Origin of the sequence: Exiguobacterium sp. K1 (genome assembly GCF_033721435.1) — a bacterium.
Lineage (GTDB): Bacteria > Bacillota > Bacilli > Exiguobacteriales > Exiguobacteriaceae > Exiguobacterium_A > Exiguobacterium_A artemiae.
The window spans coordinates 171,508-193,981 of the sequence record NZ_JAOTIT010000002.1 but is presented as its reverse complement, the minus strand read 5'-3'; the positions used below and the strand labels follow the sequence as shown (position 1 = coordinate 193,981).

Here is a 22,474-nt window from a genome sequence, read left to right as displayed (position 1 = left end):
TAAGATTTGGCAGACAACAATACGATCATTCAATTTACAGACGTGACAAAACGTTTTGACGAACAGACGGTTCTTGAACGCGTCAGTTTTGAAATTGAACGTGGAAAATTTTATACGCTGCTCGGACCATCCGGTTGCGGGAAAACGACGGTTTTACGGCTGATTGCCGGGTTCACCGAAGCGACGGAAGGCGATATTCTGTTCAATGGAAAACGGATCAACGATGTTCCCGCCAACAAACGGCAGGTCAACACGGTCTTTCAGGATTATGCGTTGTTCCCGCACCTCAACGTCTTTGAGAACATCGCGTTCGGATTGCGGATCAAAAAGATGAAAGACACGGAAATCAAGACACGTGTGCTCGATGCGTTAAAGTTCGTCAACTTATCCGGATACGAAAACCGCGAAATCACGGAGATGTCAGGCGGACAGCGCCAGCGTGTCGCCATCGCCCGGGCGATCGTCAACGAACCGGAAGTCATCTTACTGGATGAACCGTTATCGGCACTCGATCTGAAACTCCGGACGGAAATGCAGTATGAGCTGCGTGATTTACAGCGTCGTCTCGGGATTACGTTCATTTTCGTCACGCACGATCAGGAAGAGGCACTGGCGATGTCGGACGAAATCTTTGTCCTCAATCACGGTCTGATTCAGCAGTCGGGTACACCAACGGATATTTATGACGAACCGATCAACCGTTTCGTCGCTGATTTCATCGGGGAATCGAATATCATCCCGGGGCGGATGTTGATGGATTACCGGGTCTCGTTCGCAGAAAAAGAATTTGAATGTGTCGACCGCGGTCTCGAATTAAATGAACCGGTCGAAATCGTCATCCGTCCGGAAGACTTGGAAATCACCAGCGTCGCCCAAGGGAAGTTGCGCGTGACCGTCGATTCCCAGCTGTTCCGCGGTGTTCACTATGAGATTGCCTGCATGGATGAAGTCGGAAACGAATGGCTCGTCCACAGTACGAAAAAAGCGACGGTCGGGGAACAGATCGGCTTGACGTTTGATCCGGAAGCGATTCACGTCATGCGTCTGAATGAGACGGAAGAGGAATTCGACAAACGGCTTGAGTCCTACGATGGGGTGCTGTGATGCAGAAGACACGTAACTGGTACCTGATTCCGTATAGTTTCTGGATTGCGTTGTTCGTCATTGCGCCGATCGTCCTCGTCGTCTATTATTCGTTTCTCGATCTCGAAGGACATTTCTCACTCGTCAACTACCAGAAGTTCTTCACCTCGACGTATCTGACGATGACGCTCAGCTCGTTTTGGTATGCCTTTTTGATCACACTGTTTTCACTAGCAATTGGTTATCCGACTGCCTATCTGCTGACGAAAACAAAGCATAAACAATTGTGGCTGCTGTTGATCATCTTGCCGACCTGGATCAACCTGCTCTTAAAAGCCTATGCATTCATCGGTCTGTTCAGCACTTACGGATGGGCGAACCAAACGTTGGAAGCGATCGGAATCGGCCGGAAACAGATCTTGTTCACGGACTTCAGTTTTGTGTTCGTTTCCGTCTACATCTTCATTCCGTTCATGATCCTGCCGATCTTTAACGCGATTGAAAAATTGAATCCGTCACTTGTGTTTGCGGCCCGCGATCTCGGGGCTTCGAATTTCATGACGTTCCGTCGTGTCGTCTTTCCATTGACGCTTGATGGAGTTAAATCGGGCTGTCAGCTCGTCTTCATTCCGGCGCTGTCGTTATTCATGATTACACGTCTGATTGCCGGGAACCGGGTCATCACGCTCGGAACAGCGATTGAACAACAGTTTCTTGTCACGCAAAACTGGGGAATGGGCGCGACGATTGCCGTCTTCCTGATTATTGCGATGGCAATCATTCTGGCATTAACGAGTACGAAACGGAAGAAAGGAGCGACGACATGATGAAACGATTAAAATTAGCGAATCTGTACCTGATCGGTGTTTTCATCATCTTGTACGCCCCGATTCTTTATCTGGCCTTCTACTCGTTTAACAGTGCCGACAACATGACGAACTTTGATTCCTTCACGTGGGATTGGTACAAGGAAGTTTTCCAGGATTCCCGACTTTTGATCATCGTCTTAAACACGCTAGTCATTGCGCTTCTGTCCGCAGCGATTTCGACGATCATCGGTGTTCTTGGAGCAATCGGGATCCAGGCGGTCCGCAAGAAACGGATCGAAACGTCGCTGTTGACGCTCAACAGCATCTTGATTGTCAGTCCCGATGTCATCATCGGGGCGTCGTTCCTGATCTTCTTTACGATGCTCGGCATTCAGCTCGGCTTTACGTCGGTCCTGTTGTCACACATCGCGTTCTCCGTCCCGATTGTCGTCATTCTGGTCCTGCCGAAACTGCAGGAAATGAGTCCGACACTCGTTGATGCAGCGCGTGATTTAGGAGCGAGCCGGCTTGATGTTCTGACGAAAGTCATCCTGCCGTACATTACACCAGGTATCTTTGCCGGCTTCTTTACGGCATTGACGTATTCACTCGATGATTTTGCGGTGACATTTTTCGTTACCGGAAATGGATTCACGACATTGTCCGTTGAAATCTATTCGCTTGCGCGGCAGGGGATTTCGATGAAAATCAACGCCTTGTCGACCGTGATTTTCCTGTTTACATTCTTACTCGTCATCGGCTATTACTTCCTGAACCAACGTTCTGCGATGAAGTTGTCCCGACCGGAGGTGAAATAATCGATGAAAAAACTCATTCAATTGTTTGTCGCGATTTTCTTGATTTCCGGTATCATCCTGTTTGCATTGAACCGGTTGAACGCGACGCAAGGTTATTCGGGCAAAAATGTCCTGAACATCTATAACTGGGGCGATTATATCGATCCGGAACTGATTGATCAGTTCGAAAAGGAATCCGGTATTAAAGTCGTCTATCAGACGTTTGATTCAAACGAAGCGATGCTGACGAAAATCGAACAAGGCGGAACGACGTACGATATCGCTGTGCCGTCCGATTATGCGATCGCAAAGATGATCGAAGAGGATTTAGTGTTGCCGATCGATCAACAAAAGATTCCCAATCTGAAGAACATCGATCCACGGTTCCTCGATTTATCGTTTGATCCAGGCAACAAGTATTCGATTCCTTATTTTTGGGGAACGGTCGGGATCGTCTACAATCAAAAACTGATTGACGGAAAAAAACCGACCAGCTGGAAAGATATTTGGGATCCGGCATTGAAAAATCAAATCCTTCTCGCAGACGGAGCACGTGAAGTGATGGGGATGAGTCTGAACAGTCTTGGCTATTCCTTGAACGAGACCGATGAAACGAAACTGCAGGAAGCCAAAGCCAACTTGATGGATTTGACACCAAACGTCAAAGCGATCGTCGGGGATGAAATTAAGCTTTTGCTTGCCAATGAAGAAGCAGGAATCGGTGTCGTCTGGTCCGGTGATGCCAATGAGATCATGAGTGAAAATGAGAATTTGAACTATGTGATTCCAAAGGAAGGATCAAATGTCTGGTTCGATAACGTCGTCATTCCGAAAACGGCTAAAAACGTCAAAGGTGCCCATGAATTCATCAATTTCATGCTGGACCCGAAAAATGCCGCTAAAAATGCGGACTATGTCGGATACTCGACGCCAAACAAAGCAGCGTTGAAATTGCTCGATCGGGACGTACGGGAAGACAAACGTTTTTATCCCGATAAAGAGGTCACGGATACACTTGAAGTATATGAAAACTTAGGGAAAGAAATGCTCGCTCATTATAATGAACTATTTTTAGAGTTCAAAATGCATAAGAAATAACAGGAAAAGTTGTTGCCCGATCCGGGTAACAACTTTTTTAAAAATATTTTTTAAAGAAATGTATGTAAAGTGAATATTATTTCGAAAATGGGGGAATGAGATATTTATCAAAGCATTTCAAGGGGGAGCACATCATGAAACAAATTTTTGGTCTTATCTTAACTGCCGCACTTACCATGAGCCTCGTCTCAGGTCCTTCATATAACCAGTCTGCCGAAGCTGCGAAGCCGACGGATATCGATTGGTTGAAACAAGTTAAAACGACAGCGTCAAAAGCCAAATCCGTCGATGGAAAAGTGACATTGGAAAAAACGACGTTAGCCCAGGTACATAGCGCGTACAAAGGGGAAAAAAACTCGACGTGGTGCCAAAGCGGTAAAGGATTGGTCGCTCCGAACAAAGCAGTTCACTACTGCTCGACATTCGGTGTGCCTGACCGCAAAGCGAAAGTCTCAGCCATCGTCTACAATCCAAAAGTGATCGGCCGGACAATTACCGTCAAAGAAGTCAAAAAAGCGTACTCAACGGCAAAACTCGACAAAACATTCAACCTGATGACCGTTTCAACAAAAGAGGTCAACATTTATCTAAATTTAAATTCTGAACGTACACAAGTCATGTCAATTCTAGTAAAATATAACTAACGAACAAAGGATGACCTTTTGGGCCATCCTTTTTATTGAATTTTTTTATAGATTGGCACGAGTTGTTCATAGGTATTTCGAATCAATTTTACTAGATCTTCGTGCGACATCGCACTGACTTCTTCGGCAGAGACATGACGGCCGACCAAAAATTCCGCTTTCTTGACATCACGGAATCGTACCAGTCCTTGTTCCAGACCGGTCTCGTCAATCTGTTGTGCCTCTTTCTTCATATGATCGTAAGAAACAACGAAATCAGACGGAAGAGCGTGCAACAGTTCCTGATGATTCAGGAGTTTTGTCGCGTACTGTGATTTATTCGGAAGTTCGTAAATGTAAGCGAGCCAGATGAACAGATGATCATCAAATAAGCCGACTTGGAAATGCGGATGCTTTTTGTAGCCGCGTTTGTTTGGGGAAAAAGCCATCCATGTGTCCTTCGGGGGATTTACTTTCCGGCGGGCATGCTGTGCAATATGCACATACATATCTTCTGCCAGGTTGACCGTTAAATCGGGTGAGACTTCCTGTCCGATTTGTTTGAAAACGGGTTGAATCCGTTCCCGAATCGCGTGCATCCGTTGTTCCAGTCCTTCAATCTCAAATGTATCAAATGCTTCTTTTGTAAATTGTGTAGTCACTGATTTATCACCTCTATTGCTAGTGTAACAAATCAAAGCGTGAAGAATAGACCTCAATGCTCAAATGAGTGATAATCAGATTGTTTTTTTCATATATACACAAAATGTGTTAGGAAGGGGAAGTCAACATGCGTCGCTTTCAACAATATCTCCTTCGAAGCTGGATTGTATTTTTTCTTGTCGTCATCGGAATCGATTTACTGGCGAAATCAAGAGATTACAACCTGAGCATCGACTTTTTTACGTTTACGCTTGTTGTTGCACTCTCCACCATCTTTGTTATTGATCCGGTGCGCAGAAGACATATGAGCTTTACGTTTCATTTCGGATTCGTCCTGTTTACGTTTTTAACGTATGGACTCCTGTCTGCCATCTGTGTTGGACAATTGACGATGTTGATTTACCAATTGCGGACGTTCCATACCGCAATCGGCCGCCGGCGTATGCTACATAATTACCCGTTTAATGTCACGCTCGAGCTGTTATTGATTTTGCCTGCCGGACTAGCTTACAATGCGCTCGGCGGGACGCACGGAAAAGATTTTTTATTAATTGAAAACGTCGGACCGTTGCTCGTCATGGTCTTGATTTTATGGATCGTCTTACTGTTCCAGTATAAATTGTCGAACTTTTTACTTGGTGAAAACATCCCGAACAGTGTCATGCTACCGTTGCTTCGGTTTGAGGCAGTTGTCATTGCCGCCGAATTGCTGTTTGGAATTTTCAGTACATTGATGGTTCAAAACAACGGCAACAGCGGTCTTGTCATGACAGCTTTTGCGCTGTTCATCATCAAACGGTCGCTTGGCAGTTCCGTCCATGCCAGTGACCGGATCGAGCACTGGGAACAGATTGAACGATTGAAGGAAGCAGCCTGGAAAGACGGCGATGCCCAGTTCATCATCGAACGGTATTTACGCCAATTGAACCATTTCGTTCGTCCGGATATCGCCTGGATTAAGTTTGATTTCGGTGAAGGCGAGTCGATTTATTATTCGTTAAAGGACGGTCGGAAATTAAAAGCGGATCATGTCCACGGCATCATCATTGAAGATATCATTGACGAAAAAGAAGAAGTGTTGCTGTACGGTATGCAACAGGAATGGGATATCCGCCTGTATGATTGTGTCCCGGAAGAAACGCAATCGATTCTGTTTATTCAGCCGGAAGCAACCGAAAAAATCAATTGCTCTTTATTTTTAGCATCTGAAGCGAGCGGCGAGTTCACAAAAGACTTTGGTTATGAATTGTACCGCGCGTTACGTGTCCTCTCCTGGGCAGTTGAACGGGCACAGGAGCGGGAACGTCTGTTGACGGACAGCCGGACGGACGCGATGACGAAATTACCGAACTACCGGGCGTTGCAGGAGTGGGGCGATCGCCGGATTCGGCAACGTGATTTATATCCATTCTCAGCCTTGATGATCGATTTGGACCATTTTAAACAGATCAACGATACATATGGGCATGAAGTCGGGGATATCGTTCTGTTTGAAGTCGCCAAGCTGTTAATGCAGGCGACGCGAATCACGGATCTTGTGGCCCGTTACGGCGGCGAGGAATTTGTTGTCTTGTTACCGAATACGGATCTGGAATCGGCTCAAATCGTTGCCGAACGGATTCGCGAGACGTTACATGCCAATCCGATTCAGGTTGAAGAAGATTCGTTAAGGATTACGGCAAGTATCGGTGTCGATACGTTAAACGAGCTGGGTGATTTAGCGAGTCTGATTCGCAATGCCGACCGGGCAATGTATATCGGTGCGAAGTTCCAAGGACGCGACCGTGTCGCATCATACCAAGAGTGGAAAGAACGTGTCATCTAAGCTTAAGATAAAGGGGCTGACTCAAAAGTCGGATTCTACAAAGAGAAGGGTGGCAGAATTGGAATCTGCCACCCTTTTCGCGTAAAAAAAGAAACACTCTTTTCACGCAACTCCTACAGGGAAAAGCACGATTTTGCGCTGTCAGAGACAAACAAGACCCGGGTTTCTGCCTGATTCAGGCAGGAAAACTGGCTTGTGTCTCGCCTGAGGAAAGGGCGTGAAAGAATGAGTGTTTCTTTTTTTGAGTCAGCCCCTTTTAACGTTCTGATAACGTGTGTAGATCGTGTGGAGAGCTCTGTAGTAAGAGGTAAGAACAGGAAGCTCTCTGAGGGCGTTAAATGAGACAAAAAAGCCCCGTTCTGCAAGAGAAGGAGGCTCAGTGATTATGAATGTATTTGAAGGAAAAATAAAAGCAGGATTATTGGGCTTGCTGGTTGCTCGTACGGATTTCGCTTTCAATCGCATGGATGGCCGCAGACCAAGAACCATACCGGTGCAGTAGAGCTTTCGTCGACGGTTTGTTGTTTCGTTTCGCCCATTCACGATAGGCTTCGAATGAGAGCGAGAAACCGACTTCTTCAATCGCTTGGCGCAATGATGCGGCAAGCTCAGCTTTTGAATAGGTGACGCTTGCTTCTAATCCGGCGGCCGTACAGGCATCATGCCAAGATCCGAACATCTTCACGATATGATAATGACTCGGAGCATGATGAACCGATTTACGCCAGATTTGATATTTCTTTAAGGTGATGGTCGATCCGACATCCTGGGCGTACCGGTGAAACGACTTCAGGATTTCATCTTTCGTATATTTCGGAGCCCGTTCGAGTTCTTCCGGCTGTTGATCGATATGCCATTCATAACCGGCTGCAGATAAAGCTTCCGGCCAAGATCCGAACTGACGAATGATGGTTTCCGGTTGCGGCCAACCATGTTCGATGGCATAACGACGATAAATCGTCCGGCGGGGACGATCCTGGATGAGTTCGCCTAAGGCCTGGATGGCTTGAATCATTTCAAGTTGTTCTTCCGTCCATGTCTGCTGACTCGTAAGTACACGTTGTTTCAAGGGTGAGTCCTCCTTCCTAGTAAATCGTAATAGTTGAGGCAAAAGTCCTCTGTATAGAATATATCGGCACTTTTCCATTAATTATGAATAATTACCGTGAAATATTGTAAATAAAGTGAAAATCATTCTTCTGCTAAGTATAAATGGAAGTAATCCAAATGAAAACAGAATGTTACCAATTTTTAATGAACCGTATAAAAACAGTACATTTGTCTCATATGGAAAAAAAGACCAGACCCGCATGGAGCGAGACTGGTCTTAGGTCATACTTATTTTCCTTCGATATACGTCCATTTGAACGAAGTATCCGCACCGACTTTATGGTTGACGATTCCTTTAACGTACGGTTTACGTAAGAGGGAAGCACCGCGTTGGTACATAACTGAGATCGCTTGATCGTCTTCAAGTAAGACTTTCTCCGCATCTTTCAGTGACTGCCAACGTTTTGCTGCATCTGTTTCTTTCATCGCCGACTTGATGAGTGAATCGTACTTGTCGCTTGTGTACTTACCGCGGTTGTACGGTCCATCTGTCATCCACATGTCGAGGAATGTCATTGGATCCTGGTAGTCAGGGCCCCATCCTGCGAATGAAAGTTCGAACTGACCTTTAGACTCGAGGTCCAATTTGTTTTTGAACGGTTGCTGTTTGATTGTAACTTCAAGACCTGGAAGGTTTTTCTCCCACTCGCCTTTGAGGTATTCGGAGATTTTCTTCGAGTTGTCGTCATCGTATGAAAGAAGCTCAAGCTTGACGGATTTCTTACCGATATCCTTCAGACCTTTTTCGAACGAAGCTTTAGCCGATGAAGCATCGAATGATCCGAAACCTTCGTTGCCGTCACGGAAGTCTTTTCCGTCCGGACCTTTAGCGAATTCTTTTGGTACATAGTAGTAAGCAGGGATCGATCCGTTGTTTAAGAGGACTTTCGCCATCTGCTCTTTATCGTAACCAGAGTCGATTGCTTTACGGATGTCTTTGTTTTTGAGCAATTCGTTTTTGAAGTTCATTTGGATGTAGTACATCGACGCGTCAAGACGTGTATCGAAGTCTTCGCTATCTTTGTACTGATCAACGAACTCACTTGTCAGACCAACTGTATCGATATCACCTTTTTCGTACAGGTTGACGGCTGTTGATACTTCTTTAACGACTTTATAGTTGACTTCTTCGAGTTTGACCGTATCTGCATCCCAATACTGATCGTTTTTCTTGTAGCTCCAGCCGACTTCTGTTTTCCAGTCCGTCAGTTGGAACGGTCCGTTGTAAAGGAAGTTCTCCGGGTTCGTCGCGAAGTCTTTGCCTTTTTCTTCAACAAATTCCTGTTTGAGTGGCATGAATGAACCGAAGCCAGTCAATGCTTTGAAGTATTCAGCCGGTTGTGTCAGTTTGACTTCGAGTGTCTTGTCGTCAACCGCTTTAACACCAACGTCAGCCGGTTTTCCTTTTCCTGTGTTGTAGGCTTCAGCGCCATCGATGATATACATGATGTACGCATATTGCGATCCGCTTTTCGGATCAAGAACACGTTTCCACGCATATTCGAAGTCTTTTGCCGTGACGTCACTGCCGTCCGACCATTTAGAATCACGTAATTTAAATGTGTATGTAAGACCATCTTCAGAGACGTCTACACTTTCCGCAACACCAGGTGTCGGCTCTTGTTTTTCGTCGAGACGGAAGAGACCTTCCTGGACGTTGTTTAAGACTGTGAATGAAACTGAGTCTGTCGCAACGGTCGGGCTGAGTGCCGGGATGTCTGAACCGCTTGTGAGGTTAAGAACCTGTTTGTCCGACGCCTTTTTCGTATCAGTCGAACCTGAAGTATCTTTTGAATCATCTGTCGATGTACAAGCAGCAAGGCTTGATCCGGCGATAGCTAGAGCACCAACGAGTGCAAGTGTTTTTTTCGTCTTCATAATAATAAGTTCCCTCCCAAGAATGAATATATATGATTGAAAAATGAGTACCGATTAGAATAGCGATCCGGTGTCCTATTAAAAAAATAAGAGGGGTCATCGCCTTTTATTTTGTTGAAGGAAAGCACCGGATCAACTTGTTACCAATAATAAATACAATATTCAGAAAAATCAATAGCTTATTTTCAGATTATTTCAAATTGATTAAAATTTCGTGTAATATCAACGTTTTTTTTGTAAAAATAATTTTCCGGGAGGATAATATTGGGAGGTAAAAATGATTCCAAAATTAAAACACGCTCATCAAATGGCGTGTTTTAATCCGGTCAGTTCAGTTGTTCGAGAAAGGAAAGTGCTTCTGTGACGTGGTCTTTGACTTTAACGGAACGCCATTCCTGAATCAATTCGCCGGATTCATTAATTAAAAAAGTGGAACGTACGATTCCATAATATTCCTTCCCGTAATTTTTCTTCAGTTGCCAGACTCCATACTGCTCACAAACGGTATGGTCGACATCGGACAATAATTCGAAAGGAAGTTCGTATTTTGAGATAAAATTCTGGTGACGCTTTTGGCTGTCAGCGGAAATACCGAGAATGACCGTATTCTTCGCAGCAAAGGCTTCCGACGCATCACGGAAGTCACATGCCTCCGTCGTACAACCCGGTGTCGAGTCTTTCGGATAAAAGTAGACGATGACTTTTTTTCCGCGGAAATCACTTAGTGAAATCATCTCTCCCTGCGCATTCGGCAGTGTAAAATCGACTGTATTCATGAATGGTCCTCCTCAACCCAGTTCCATATTCAACTGGTCAGCGTATTTTTCGAGTTTCTTTTGCAGACTTTCCTTTAACGGATCGAGCGCAATCAAATACTTTTCAAAGTCGGTGCCGGCTTTTGCCGTCTTCAGTAACAAGGATTGTTCCTCCCGGTACCAGTCAGCGTAATCCTCATAGTAATTAACAAGCGTCTCCGGATTTCCTTTGTTACCGAGGGCCGGACCGTAAATCATCAGGATGTTGCTGTTCATTTCAAGCGCCATGTAGTCCGTCTGGGCATTGACCCGGGTAAAGACTTCATCCTGCTCGTCTTCCTTCGTATTCCCGACCGCTTCCGCCGCTTTCGCGTTGACCCCATATTCATCGGCGTTAAAGGACTCGAACAGGGAGGCGAGGGTCGTAAAGACTTCGGGATCAAACTTCGTCGGCACGATGACGACTTTCCATTCGCCGTCCTGTTTTAAAAACAGTTTCGAAGCACGATTCGGTAAAGGCGATCCGTCTTCATCGTTGAATTCGTGAATGATGTAGGCGACGTTACCTTCCTGAAAACTTTTGACGACTTTACCCGGTTTGATCTTTAAATTCTTGGCACCGAGTGTCGCGGCCCGCAACAACTTTTGATCCCCCGTATACTCAATCGCGGCAAGTGCTTCAGCATCAGCTGTACCGGACTGACCAACAGTTTGTTGATACGTCTTGTAGACATCAAGAACGTCTTGACTTGCCTGTTTCGTTTGTTTCGTTTCCGTCGACTTCGGGGATTCAGTATCAGTAGACGGAGCGGAATCGTTTCCGCATCCGGCGAGGATGATTCCCGTTGATACGAGTACCGTCAATAATCGTTTCATATTTCAGTTCCTCCTATATGAACAACATCTTTCATTATGTCTTCACCATACAGGAAATTCGCTTTTTTGAGTAGGGAATAGGTACACTAGCATAAAGGAGAGTGGGTTCACCATGAAAATTCACGTAACAGACGAAGCACTACAATATTTCAAAGAAGAGATGGAAGCAAAGGAAGGCGATACGATCCGCTTTTTCGCCAAGTACGGCGGCTCTACCGATTTAACGCAAGGGTTCTCAGTCGGAGTCCACATGGAGACCGTTGACCGGGCAGCGGTTGAAGAAACCGTCGACGGGATTCATTTCGTCGTTTCCGATCAGGATGACTGGTTGTTCCAGGGACAGGATGTCGAAGTATCTGTTCAAAATGAAGAGATCGTCTTTTCACAGGCTAAGCAATGAATATGAAATGAAGAGGACCTCCACGGTCTTCTTCATTTTTTTGTCTAGAATAATTGTAAGCGGCGACATGCTTCTGTACAATGGAGAATGTAAGCGATTAAAAGCAAGTATAAAAGGGGGAATAGAGATGATTCCGTACAAACACGAACCATTCACGGACTTCTCACAGGAAGCAAACAAGAAAGCGTTCGAAGAGGCGCTTGAACTTGTATCGAAAGAGCTTGGGAAAGATTATCCACTCGTCATCGGGGGAGAACGTGTGACGACAGAGGACAAAATCGTTTCTGTCAATCCGGCAAACAAAGAAGAAATCGTCGGACGCGTTTCGAAAGCGACACAAGCACACGCTGAAGATGCCATGCAAGCTGCAGTCAAAGCATTTGAAACGTGGAAATTCGTCAATCCGAGTGTTCGTGCGGACGTCTTATTCAAAGCCGCAAACATCATCCGGAAACGCAAACATGAATTCTCGGCTTACCTCGTCAAAGAAGCCGGTAAACCATGGAACGAAGCAGATGCGGATACAGCGGAAGCAATCGACTTCCTCGAATACTATGCGCGTCAGATGCTTGTCTTAAAAGAAGGCAAGAAAGTCGAGAGCCGTCCGGGCGAATACAACCGGTACGACTACATTCCACTCGGTGTCGGTGTCATCATCTCACCATGGAACTTCCCGCTTGCCATCATGGCAGGAACAGCGGTTGCTGCGATCGTGGCAGGTAACCCGATCCTCTTGAAACCAGCATCGACGACACCGGTTGTCGCTGCTAAATTCGTTGAAGTCATGGAACAGGCGGGTCTTCCGGCCGGTGTCTTGAACTTCATTCCGGGACCAGGTGCGGAAGTCGGCGATTACCTCGTCGATCACCCGAAAACACGTTTCATCAGCTTCACGGGTTCACGTGATGTCGGACTCCGCATTAACGAACGCGCTTCGAAATTAAACGACGGTCAAATCTGGCTCAAACGCGTCATCGCGGAAATGGGCGGAAAAGACACGATGGTCATCGATGAGTCGGCTGATCTCGATTACGCGGCAGACATGATCACAAAAGCGGCATTCGGTTTCTCGGGACAAAAATGTTCAGCTTGTTCACGTGTCGTCGCACTGGATTCGGTATATGACGAATTGCTCGCGAAAGTCGTCGAAAACACAAACAAACTCAGTATCGGTAACCCGGTCGACGTAACAAACAACGTCGGACCTGTCATCGATGCAGCAGCGTTCAAGAAAATCACATCGTACTTCGATGTCGCAAAACAAGAAGGCCGGATTGCAGCAGGTGGTACAGCGGATGATTCGACAGGATACTTCGTCGCACCAACAATCGTCGCTGACGTCCAACCGACGGACCGTCTGATGCAGGAAGAAATCTTCGGACCGGTCGTTGCGTTCACAAAAGCAAAAGACTTCAAAGAAGCAATCGACATCGCCAACAACACGGAGTATGGTTTGACAGGTGCCGTCATCACTCAAGATCGTACGAACCAGGAATACGCACGTGCGAACTTCCATGTCGGTAACTTGTACTTCAACCGCGGTTGCACAGGTGCAATCGTTGGGTACCAACCGTTTGGCGGATTCAACATGTCAGGAACGGATTCAAAAGCAGGCGGACCGGATTACTTGACTTTACATCTTCAAGCAAAAACTACTTCTGAAATGTTCTAAAATGATGTTTAATAGATGAAACGGGTATGCAACCTGCATACCCGTTTTTTTTAGAAAAGGGGGAGCACGAGATGAACGGAATGTGGTTCGCGATTTTGTTGTATCTGGGTTTGATGGTCACACTAGGTGTCGTCGCGTATTATCGGACAAAAAACATGAACGATTATATGCTGGGAGGACGAACAATCGGACCTGTCGTCACAGCGCTCTCAGCAGGAGCCAGTGATATGAGTGGGTGGCTGTTGATGGGATTACCGGGTGCCATGTTTGCAACTGGTCTGTCCAGTGGTTGGATCGTCATCGGGTTATTGCTCGGTGCCTATGCCAACTGGCTGCTCGTCGCACCACGTTTACGTGCGTATACAGCACATGCCGGGGATGCCATTACAATTCCTGACTACTTTGAAAAGCGGTTCCACGATAAAAGTGGTGTCCTGCGTACAGTTTCAGCTGGAGTTATCTTAATATTCTTTATAATGTACGCTTCAAGTGGTTTTGTTGCCGGTGGTCGTCTGTTTGAATCGGTCTTCGGACTCGAATATACAACCGGCTTATGGATTTTGGCGGGGGTCGTCATTGCGTATGTCTTCCTCGGCGGATTCCTTGCCGTCAGTTGGACGGACGTCGTACAGGGCATGATCATGGTCATCGCCTTGCTGATTGTTCCGGCTGTCACGCTGGCACTCAGCGGCGGAATCAATGAAACGCTTGAGACGATTCGTTCAACGGACGGTTCGAAACTCGAGTTGTTCAAAGGAACAACCGTGATCGGCATCGTTTCCCTGCTGGCATGGGGGCTTGGGTACTTTGGTCAGCCGCACATCATCGTCCGTTTTATGGCGATTCGAAACCTGCATGAAATGAAATCGGCGCGTCGGGTCGGAATGATTTGGATGACATTTTCGATTGTCGGAGCCATGGTGACGGGATTATTCGGATACGCCTACTTCACACAACAAGGCGGAACACTCGATAATCCAGAGAATGTCTTCATTCAACTGTCACGTGATTTGTTCCCAGGTTTCATCACGGGATTATTACTCGCAGCATTGCTCGCGGCGATCATGTCGACGATCTCGACGCAACTGCTCGTCTCGTCGAGTGCTGCAACCAATGATTTCTATCAGCGTTTCCTGAAACGGAATGCGTCAGATAAAGAGTTGATGGTTATGGGACGGATCATGGTTCTCGTCGTTGCACTGCTTGCCATTGCCCTGTCGTTTGGTGCGCAAAAATCCATTCTGACGTTGGTCGGTTATGCGTGGGCCGGATTCGGTGCTGCCTTTGGACCGGTCGTCCTGTTCAGCCTACTCTGGCGCCGGATGAACAAACATGGTGCCCTTGCTTCGATGATTACGGGATCGGTCGTCGTCATCGCCTGGATTTTAGTGAAGATGTACGTCAAAGATCTTCCGTTCTACATCTCGGAGATGTATGAAATGATTCCTGCATTCATCGCGTCTACCGTCGCACTTGTTGTCGGCAGTCTCTTGACGAAGGCACCAAGCCAAGCGATGTATGATGAATTCGATGAAGTACAGGCTCAACTTAAAGGAGCGGAGCAACAACGGAAAGTAGTTTGATTTTAGCAGAGAGAATGTCCGGTGCCTCGTGCGTCGGACATTCTTTTTCTAAAGAAGAAACTAACTTGGTGAACATATCTTTACATAAAACATATATGTTGCCTATACGCAAAAAAAGCGTATACTAACAACTAAAGAGAGGTGAGGCAAAGTGGTAAGTCAACCGATCGTTCCAGTGGAGCGTTTGAAAAAAAGACACTATATCGGACCGGCTTTTGTCGCCGCCGTCGCTTACCTCGATCCGGGGAATTTTGCGACGAACATGACAGCAGGAGCCCAGTACGGATTTTTACTGCTCTGGGTAATTGTTGCCGCCAACCTGATGGCCGTGATGATTCAGACACTATCGGCCAAACTGGGGCTGGTCAGCAATACGAGCCTTGCGGAAGTCATTCGGGATGAACTGTCGCCGGTCATGCGAATTCTTTATTGGGCGCAGGCCGAACTCGTCGCGATGGCAACGGATTTAGCGGAGTTCGTTGGGGCGGCACTCGGTTTTAACCTGCTGTTCGGCATCGATTTGAAAATCGCCGCCTTGCTGACAGCGGTTGCTTCGTTCGTCATCCTTGGATTTGAACGGAAAGGGTTACGTCATTTTGAAGCTGTCATCGGAGCGTTGGTCCTCGTCATCGCTCTGGCGTTTGCGATTCAGGTCATCGAAGTTAAACCAGTCCTGCGCGATGTCGCTGGCGGATTGATTCCCGGATTTTCCGGAACGTCGAGCATTGTCCTTGCAGCAGGGATGCTCGGGGCAACGGTCATGCCGCATGCGATTTATCTCCATTCCGATTTAACGAAACGCCGGATGGGAACAATCGCGGATAAAAAAGGGTTGTTACGGATTCAAAAGATGGATATTTGGGCTGCGATGCTGATTGCGGGGGCAGTCAACGGCGCAATGCTTGTCATTGCCGCGACGGTCTTCTTCGGAACGAGCCAACAGGCAGAGACACTGGAAAGTATTTTTCACGGACTCGGAACGTCGCTCGGCGGCGCGGCACCTTATCTGTTTGGCGGAGCGTTACTGATTTCCGGACTTGCCTCGTCGAGTGTCGGGACGATGTCCGGGGATGCCATCATGCGCGGATTCCTGAAGATGGAGATTCCGATTTTCCTCCGACGCAGTGTGACGATGTTACCGGCGATCCTCTTATTGTTATCCGGCTTTGACCCGACCCGGGCGTTGATTTGGAGTCAAGTCGCCTTATCGTTCGGAATTCCGTTTGCGTTAATCCCGTTGATCCGTGCCACATCCAGTGAACGGATCATGGGCAAATATAAAAATCAGCCGTTAACGAAAGGGATTGCCTGGACGATCGTCAGTATCGTCATCGTCTTCAATATCTATTTGCTGGGTGATCTTTTATTTTGAATAATCAGATTTTTTGTTTTGCTTACCGACAGCACGGGTAATTCATTACTAGAAGCTTTCTGCCCGGAAGCTTTGCTACCCCTATAAGGACGATGGTGCGGACCTCCCCCCGATGCACCATCGTCTTTTTTGTCTGGACAAAAAGTGCTATGATTAAAAATAGTGTAAAATATATTGAAAAAGTTCCGGAGGTGGAATCAGATGGCAAAGATTAATGAAGAACAAGTCCGCCATGTGGCGCATTTAGCACGTCTCGCCGTAACAGATGAAGAAGTCCAACAATTTACCGTTCAACTTGAGAAGATTCTCGGGTTCGCTGAACAATTAAATGAGCTTGATACGACAGGCGTCGAACCGACGACACACGTCCTCGATCTCAAAAACGTCTTGCGTAAAGACGAAGTCCGCCCGTCGCTACCGCGCACGGAAGTAGAACGACTCTCACCTGATTGGGAAGACGGACAAGTCCGTGTCCCGGCAGTATTTGAATAAGGAGGAGACCACCGATATGTCACTTTTTGAACATGGTGTAAAGAACTTACACACACTCGTCAAAGACGGAGAAGTCAAAGTATCCGAACTTGTCCAGGAATCCTTTGACCGCATTGACCGTGTCGACGGAAAGATCGGCGCATTTTTATCATTAAACGAAGATGCTTTCGAACAGGCAAAACGGATGGACGAGATTGCGAAACACGAAGCAAACCCGTTATTCGGTTTACCGATTGGTGTCAAAGACAATATCGTCACGAAAGGGATGACGACGACGTGCGGTTCGAAGTTCCTCGAAAACTTCGTCCCGGCACACGATGCGACAGTCGTCGAGCGTCTTCATGAAGCAGGAGCCGTCACAATCGGGAAACTGAACATGGACGAGTTCGCGATGGGCTCATCAAATGAAAACTCGGCCTACAAGCCGGTCCGTAACCCGTGGAATACGAAACACGTCCCGGGCGGTTCGTCAGGCGGATCAGCAGCTGCTGTCGCGGCTGGAGAAGTCCTGTTCAGCCTCGGTTCGGATACGGGTGGTTCCATCCGTCAACCGGCCGCTTACTGTGGTGTCGTCGGATTGAAACCGACTTACGGTCTCGTCTCGCGTTACGGTCTCGTCGCCTTTGCGTCATCACTTGACCAAATCGGTCCCTTGACACGGACAGTCGAAGACAATGCGTACTTATTAAGTGCGATTGCCGGACACTGTGACATGGATTCGACGTCAGCGAACGTCAACCCGACCGATTACACGCAAGCATTGACAGGGGATATCAAAGGACTCAAGATTGCTGTCCCGAAAGAGTACTTCGGCGAAGGAATCAGTGAAGGCGTTAAAGAAAATATCCGTGCCGCGATCAAGAAACTTGAATCGCTTGGCGCGACAGTCGACGAAGTCTCGCTTCCGAACTCAAAATATGCGCTCGCAACGTATTACTTGCTTGCTTCTTCAGAAGCTTCCTCGAACCTCGCACGGTTCGACGGAATCCGTTACGGTGTCCGTGCCGAAGCCGATGCACTCGAAGATGTCTTCAAGTATTCACGCGCTCAAGGTTTCGGTGACGAGGTCAAACGCCGGATCATGCTCGGCACATATGCCCTCAGCTCAGGTTACTACGATGCCTATTATAAAAAAGCACAACAAGCGCGGACGTTGATCAAACAGGACTTCGACCAAGTCCTTGCCAACTACGACGTCATCATCGGACCAACTGCTCCGACACCTGCGTTCGAACTCGGTGCCCAAAACGACGATCCGGTCACGATGTATGCCAACGATATCCTGACGATTCCAATCAACCTGGCAGGTGTTCCGGCAATTTCGGTCCCAGCCGGTCTTGTCGACGGATTACCGGTCGGTCTGCAAATCATCGGAAAACACTTTGACGAGGCGACGATTTATCGTGCGGCGCATGCATTTGAGCTTGCGACCGGCGGATTCGCGCTTCCGAAGTTATAAAGGAGAATGCCTTATGAACTTTGAAACGGTCATCGGTATTGAGGTCCATGCCGAATTAAATACAAATACAAAGATGTTTTGCGGCTGTGCCCGGGAATACGGCGCAGAAACGAACACGAAGACGTGCCCGATCTGTCTCGGACATCCCGGCGTCCTGCCGAAAATCAACGAAAAAGCGGTTGAACTCGCGGTTCGTGCTGCCATGGCGTTAAACTGTCATGTCGCTGATCAAACGAAATTCGACCGGAAAAACTATTTTTATCCGGATACACCGAAAGCCTATCAAATTTCACAGTTTGATCAGCCGATCGGTTTTGACGGCTACATCGATGCGGAGGTCGACGGCGAAACAAAACGTTTCCGGATTGAACGTGTCCACCTCGAAGAAGATGCCGGGAAGATGAACCACACCGGTGCCAATCATTCGGTCGTCGACTTCAACCGGACCGGTGCCCCGTTAATCGAGATCGTCAGTGAAGCGGACATGCGCTCACCGAAAGAAGCGGTCGCTTACCTCGAACGACTCAAGGAAGTCCTGCAATATGCCGGTGTCTCGGACGTCAAGATGGAAGAAGGTTCGTTACGTTGCGACTGTAACATCTCCGTCCGTCCATACGGTCAAGAGAAGTTCGGAACGAAAACCGAGTTGAAGAACTTGAACTCGTTCGGAAACGTCTTAAAAGGACTTGAGTTTGAAGAAGACCGTCACCGTAAGCTGTTGTTATCCGGCGGCGTCATGCGCCAGGAAACACTCCGCTTTGACGAAACGAAAAAACAAACCGTCCTGATGCGGGTCAAAGAAGGTGCGTCCGATTACCGTTACTTCCCGGAACCGGATCTCGTCAAGCTGGTCCTCGACCACGACTGGAAAGAAGCGATCCGCGCCGGCATTCCGGAATTACCGGATGCCCGCCGCGTCCGCTACCAGGAAGCGCTTGGTCTGTCGGCGTATGATGCGAAACAATTGACGGTCACACGTGAGATGGCCGAGTACTTTGAAGCGACGATCGCAGCCGGTGCGGAACCGAAAGCCGCTGCCAACTGGACGGTTGGGGAAGTCCAAGGTCACTTGAACAAATCGACGGAAACGTTCGACACGATCAAGCTCACACCGGCCCGTCTTGCTGAAATGATCGAACTGATTGCCGGTGGAACGATTTCATCGAAAATCGCGAAACAAGTCTTTACGGCAGTCATCGAACAAGGCGTCGAACCACGCGCTTACGTCGAAGAACAAGGACTCGCGCAAATCTCGGACGAAGGACTGCTTCGCGGACTGGTCGTCGAGATGTTCGAAGCCAACCCGGCAGTCGTTGAAGAACTGGTCAACGGCCGCGATCGGAAAAAAGGGTTTGTCATCGGTCAAATCATGAAAAAAACAAAAGGAATGGCGAATCCGGCTCTGCTCGATCAGCTGTTCTACGAAGAACTCGAAAAATTAAAATAAGTCTTGCTGAAGCGCCGCTCTCCTCTCCTAAACCATGAGAAGGAAGCGGGGCTTCTTTTTTTGCCTTTGTAATGTGCCGGTACTTCATGTAAAATAAAACAGTTATGTATCAAATGGATCGGTTGAGTAAAAAAGGAGAAAATCTTATGAGACCTAGAGCGCGAGTGATTTATAACCCGACTTCCGGGAAAGAGATGGTAAAGCGAAATCTGCCGTATATCTTAGACCGGCTGGAAGCAGCGGGTTATGAGACTTCCGTCTATTCGACGAAAGCGGTCGGTGACGCGACATATGAAGCAGCACGGGCCTGTGAAGCCGAATTTGACCTTGTCGTTGCTGCAGGTGGAGATGGCACGTTAAACGAAGTGATCAGTGGCATGGCATCGTATCCGGTGCGTCCGAAACTCGGTGTCTTACCGGTCGGAACGACGAATGACTTTGGCCGGGCGATGCGGATTCCTTTGACGATTGAAGGGGCGATGGATGTCATCTGTACCGGGTACACGATGCCCGTCGACATCGGAAAGATCGAAGGGACGACAGGCACCCACTACTTCATCAACATCGCAGGTGGTGGCATCATGACGGAACTTTCGTATGAAGTTCCATCAAAACTGAAGACGGCACTCGGACAGTTGGCGTATTACGTCAAAGGGATGGAAAAACTCCCGCAAATCCGTCCGACCTATGTCGAGCTCGAACACGAACGCGGGATTTTTAAAGGCGAAGTCATGTTGTTTTTGACTTCGAATACCAATTCTGTAGGCGGTTTTGAAAAACTTTCACCGAATGCTTCCCTCAATGATGGACGCTTTGATTTATTCATTTTGAAAAAATGTAATCTCGTTGAGTTAATCCGCGTCATGCGGTTGGCGTTAAAGGGAGACCACTTCTCTGATCCATGTATTGAACATGTGACGACGTCATTCGTCCGGATGCGAAATACATCCGAGATGAGCTTGAACATCGATGGCGAGTTTGGCGGAATTTGTGAAGGGGAGATGACGAATCTTCAATCGCATTTCGACGTCATGACGCCGAAGTTCCGGATCGACGAGATGGAAACGATCAATTTACAGCTACAGGCACAAGAACAGGAAACGAATCTCGCGTAAGACGCGGGATTTTCTAGGAGGAAAACAATATGATTCCAGTACAAAAAAACGATGAGCACGTCGTCGATATCGTCGACTTGACGCACGACGGTTCAGGAGTTGCCCGGATTGACGGCTACACGGTCTTCATTCCCGGTGCTTTGCCGACGGAACAAGTCAAAATCAGAATTACAAAAACGACGAAATCATACGGTTTCGGACGGATCATCCGTCAAAAAACGAAGAGTGTCGATCGTGTCGAGCCGCCTTGCCCGGTCTATAACCAGTGCGGCGGTTGCCAGTTGCAGCACCTCTCGTATGAGGCGGAACTGAAATTCAAACACAACCGTGTCCGTGATGCGTTCGCACGTCTTGCCGGTCTTGAGATTCCGGTCCACGAAACGATGGGCATGGAAGATCCATGGGGTTACCGCAACAAGGCACAAGTCCCGGTCGCGTTCCAATCCAACAAGTTAATGGCTGGTTTTTATCAAAAACGCAGTCACCGGATCATCGATATGGATTACTGTCTGATCCAAAATAAAGAGAACGACGATGCCATCCAAGCTGTCCGCAAAGTACTGGCTGACCTGAAGGTTCCAGCTTACGATGAAAAGAAAAACAGCGGTGTCATCCGTCACATCATGGCACGCCACGGGTACCACACAAACGAATTGATGATCGTCCTCGTGACGAAGGTCAAACAATTGCGCGGTGCTGATAAAATCGTCGAAGGCATCTTAAAAGCTGTCCCGAACGTTACATCGATCCAGCAAAACATCAACCCGGATGAGACGAATGTCATCCTCGGAAAACGGAACATCGTCTTACACGGACCGTCTGTCATCCGCGATCAAATCGCCGGATTGACGTATGAAATTTCACCGCATTCGTTCTTCCAGGTCAATCCGTTGCAAACGGAAAAACTGTACGGAAAAGCGCTGGAATACGCGCAATTGACAGGCGATGAAATCGTCGTTGATGCGTACTGCGGAATCGGTTCGATTTCATTATCGCTCGCCCAACAGGCAAAACACGTCTACGGCATTGAAATGGTACCGCAAGCGATTGACGACGCACGCCGGAATGCAAAAGCTAACGGCATCGATAACGTCTCGTTCGAATACGGAACGGCAGAAACGGTCATGCCGGCACTCGTTAAAGGCGGCATCAAGCCGGACGTCATCGTCGTTGACCCGCCGCGTAAAGGCTGTGACGAAGAATTCCTCCGTGCTGCTGCTGAAGTCGCGCCAAAGCGGATCGTTTACGTTTCTTGTAACGCTTCAACACAAGCGCGTGACGCGAAGCTTCTTGCTGAACTCGGCTACAAGCTGATGGAAGTGACACCGGTCGATATGTTCCCGCATACGACACACGTCGAGAGCGTTGCTTTGTTCGTGCGTGAAGAAAACTAAGTTCTCTTAAATTATAAAAAGCG

Annotated in this window: 20 protein-coding genes; 15 read left to right on the top strand and 5 right to left on the bottom strand. The window is 47.7% G+C overall.

Annotation, left to right across the window (positions count from 1 at the left end):
* Positions 1-6: 6 nt before the first annotated feature.
* The 5 genes from N7U64_RS06315 to N7U64_RS06295 all read left to right on the top strand — a co-directional run bounded on the left by N7U64_RS06315 (position 7) and on the right by N7U64_RS06295 (position 4,431).
* Positions 7-1,104 (top strand): ABC transporter ATP-binding protein, encoded by a 1,098-nt coding sequence (locus N7U64_RS06315; protein ID WP_318928886.1) that lies wholly within the window; start codon positions 7-9, stop codon positions 1,102-1,104.
* A complete protein-coding gene (locus N7U64_RS06310) occupies positions 1,104-1,910 on the top strand; it encodes an ABC transporter permease (RefSeq protein ID WP_012371390.1) in 807 nt (268 codons plus the stop codon). Before N7U64_RS06315 ends, N7U64_RS06310 begins: the two co-directional genes overlap by 1 nt.
* Positions 1,907-2,710 (top strand): ABC transporter permease, encoded by an 804-nt coding sequence (locus tag N7U64_RS06305; protein ID WP_012371389.1) that lies wholly within the window; start codon positions 1,907-1,909, stop codon positions 2,708-2,710. The genes N7U64_RS06310 and N7U64_RS06305 overlap by 4 nt, the downstream gene beginning before the upstream one ends.
* Before the next feature lie 3 nt (positions 2,711-2,713).
* Positions 2,714-3,787, top strand: a complete 1,074-nt coding sequence (locus tag N7U64_RS06300) for an ABC transporter substrate-binding protein (RefSeq protein WP_318928885.1) — start codon at positions 2,714-2,716, stop codon at positions 3,785-3,787.
* A gap of 134 nt (positions 3,788-3,921) precedes the next feature.
* Complete coding sequence (locus N7U64_RS06295; RefSeq protein WP_012371387.1) at positions 3,922-4,431, top strand: hypothetical protein; 510 nt, start codon at positions 3,922-3,924, stop codon at positions 4,429-4,431.
* A 32-nt stretch (positions 4,432-4,463) separates the two neighbouring features.
* Here the strand turns inward: N7U64_RS06295 and N7U64_RS06290 are convergent, their stop codons facing one another.
* Entirely contained in the window at positions 4,464-5,072 is a 609-nt protein-coding gene (locus N7U64_RS06290) for a YktB family protein (protein WP_214853250.1), read from the bottom strand.
* A gap of 128 nt (positions 5,073-5,200) precedes the next feature.
* Between N7U64_RS06290 and N7U64_RS06285 the strand changes: the two genes are divergently transcribed.
* Positions 5,201-6,898 carry a GGDEF domain-containing protein gene (locus N7U64_RS06285; protein ID WP_318928884.1) on the top strand — a complete coding sequence of 566 codons (1,698 nt, stop codon included), beginning with the start codon at positions 5,201-5,203 and terminating at the stop codon, positions 6,896-6,898.
* Between the two features lie 418 nt (positions 6,899-7,316).
* Here N7U64_RS06285 and N7U64_RS06280 read toward each other — a convergent pair whose 3' ends face one another.
* The 4 genes from N7U64_RS06280 to N7U64_RS06265 form a co-directional block, all read right to left on the bottom strand.
* Positions 7,317-7,967: a homing endonuclease associated repeat-containing protein gene (locus N7U64_RS06280; RefSeq protein ID WP_012371384.1), complete on the bottom strand. Its 651-nt coding sequence runs from the start codon at positions 7,965-7,967 to the stop codon at positions 7,317-7,319.
* Between the two features lie 269 nt (positions 7,968-8,236).
* Positions 8,237-9,886 (bottom strand): peptide ABC transporter substrate-binding protein, encoded by a 1,650-nt coding sequence (locus N7U64_RS06275; protein ID WP_214767499.1) that lies wholly within the window; start codon positions 9,884-9,886, stop codon positions 8,237-8,239.
* A gap of 326 nt (positions 9,887-10,212) precedes the next feature.
* A complete protein-coding gene (gene bcp / locus N7U64_RS06270) occupies positions 10,213-10,662 on the bottom strand; it encodes a thioredoxin-dependent thiol peroxidase (RefSeq protein ID WP_012371382.1) in 450 nt (149 codons plus the stop codon).
* A 12-nt stretch (positions 10,663-10,674) separates the two neighbouring features.
* Positions 10,675-11,517 (bottom strand): hypothetical protein, encoded by an 843-nt coding sequence (locus N7U64_RS06265; RefSeq protein ID WP_318928883.1) that lies wholly within the window; start codon positions 11,515-11,517, stop codon positions 10,675-10,677.
* A gap of 112 nt (positions 11,518-11,629) precedes the next feature.
* Between N7U64_RS06265 and N7U64_RS06260 the strand changes: the two genes are divergently transcribed.
* The 9 genes from N7U64_RS06260 (at position 11,630) to rlmD (ending at position 22,451) form a co-directional block, all read left to right on the top strand.
* Positions 11,630-11,917 carry a HesB/YadR/YfhF family protein gene (locus N7U64_RS06260; RefSeq protein WP_012371380.1) on the top strand — a complete coding sequence of 96 codons (288 nt, stop codon included), beginning with the start codon at positions 11,630-11,632 and terminating at the stop codon, positions 11,915-11,917.
* A gap of 127 nt (positions 11,918-12,044) precedes the next feature.
* A complete protein-coding gene (gene pruA, locus N7U64_RS06255) occupies positions 12,045-13,589 on the top strand; it encodes an L-glutamate gamma-semialdehyde dehydrogenase (protein WP_012371379.1) in 1,545 nt (514 codons plus the stop codon).
* Between the two features lie 71 nt (positions 13,590-13,660).
* A complete protein-coding gene (gene putP, locus N7U64_RS06250; protein WP_318928882.1) occupies positions 13,661-15,172 on the top strand; it encodes a sodium/proline symporter PutP in 1,512 nt (503 codons plus the stop codon).
* Between the two features lie 151 nt (positions 15,173-15,323).
* Positions 15,324-16,544 carry an Nramp family divalent metal transporter gene (locus tag N7U64_RS06245; RefSeq protein ID WP_318928881.1) on the top strand — a complete coding sequence of 407 codons (1,221 nt, stop codon included), beginning with the start codon at positions 15,324-15,326 and terminating at the stop codon, positions 16,542-16,544.
* 201 nt (positions 16,545-16,745) lie between these two features.
* Complete coding sequence (gene gatC / locus N7U64_RS06240; protein WP_026827487.1) at positions 16,746-17,036, top strand: Asp-tRNA(Asn)/Glu-tRNA(Gln) amidotransferase subunit GatC; 291 nt, start codon at positions 16,746-16,748, stop codon at positions 17,034-17,036.
* 16 nt (positions 17,037-17,052) lie between these two features.
* Positions 17,053-18,495, top strand: a complete 1,443-nt coding sequence (gene gatA, locus N7U64_RS06235; RefSeq protein WP_214853244.1) for an Asp-tRNA(Asn)/Glu-tRNA(Gln) amidotransferase subunit GatA — start codon at positions 17,053-17,055, stop codon at positions 18,493-18,495.
* 13 nt (positions 18,496-18,508) lie between these two features.
* Positions 18,509-19,942, top strand: a complete 1,434-nt coding sequence (gene gatB / locus N7U64_RS06230; RefSeq protein WP_012371374.1) for an Asp-tRNA(Asn)/Glu-tRNA(Gln) amidotransferase subunit GatB — start codon at positions 18,509-18,511, stop codon at positions 19,940-19,942.
* Positions 19,943-20,088: 146 nt separating this feature from the next.
* Positions 20,089-21,057 (top strand): diacylglycerol kinase, encoded by a 969-nt coding sequence (locus N7U64_RS06225; RefSeq protein ID WP_012371373.1) that lies wholly within the window; start codon positions 20,089-20,091, stop codon positions 21,055-21,057.
* A 29-nt stretch (positions 21,058-21,086) separates the two neighbouring features.
* Complete coding sequence (gene rlmD / locus N7U64_RS06220; RefSeq protein ID WP_114595032.1) at positions 21,087-22,451, top strand: 23S rRNA (uracil(1939)-C(5))-methyltransferase RlmD; 1,365 nt, start codon at positions 21,087-21,089, stop codon at positions 22,449-22,451.
* The last annotated feature ends 23 nt before the right edge of the window (positions 22,452-22,474 follow it).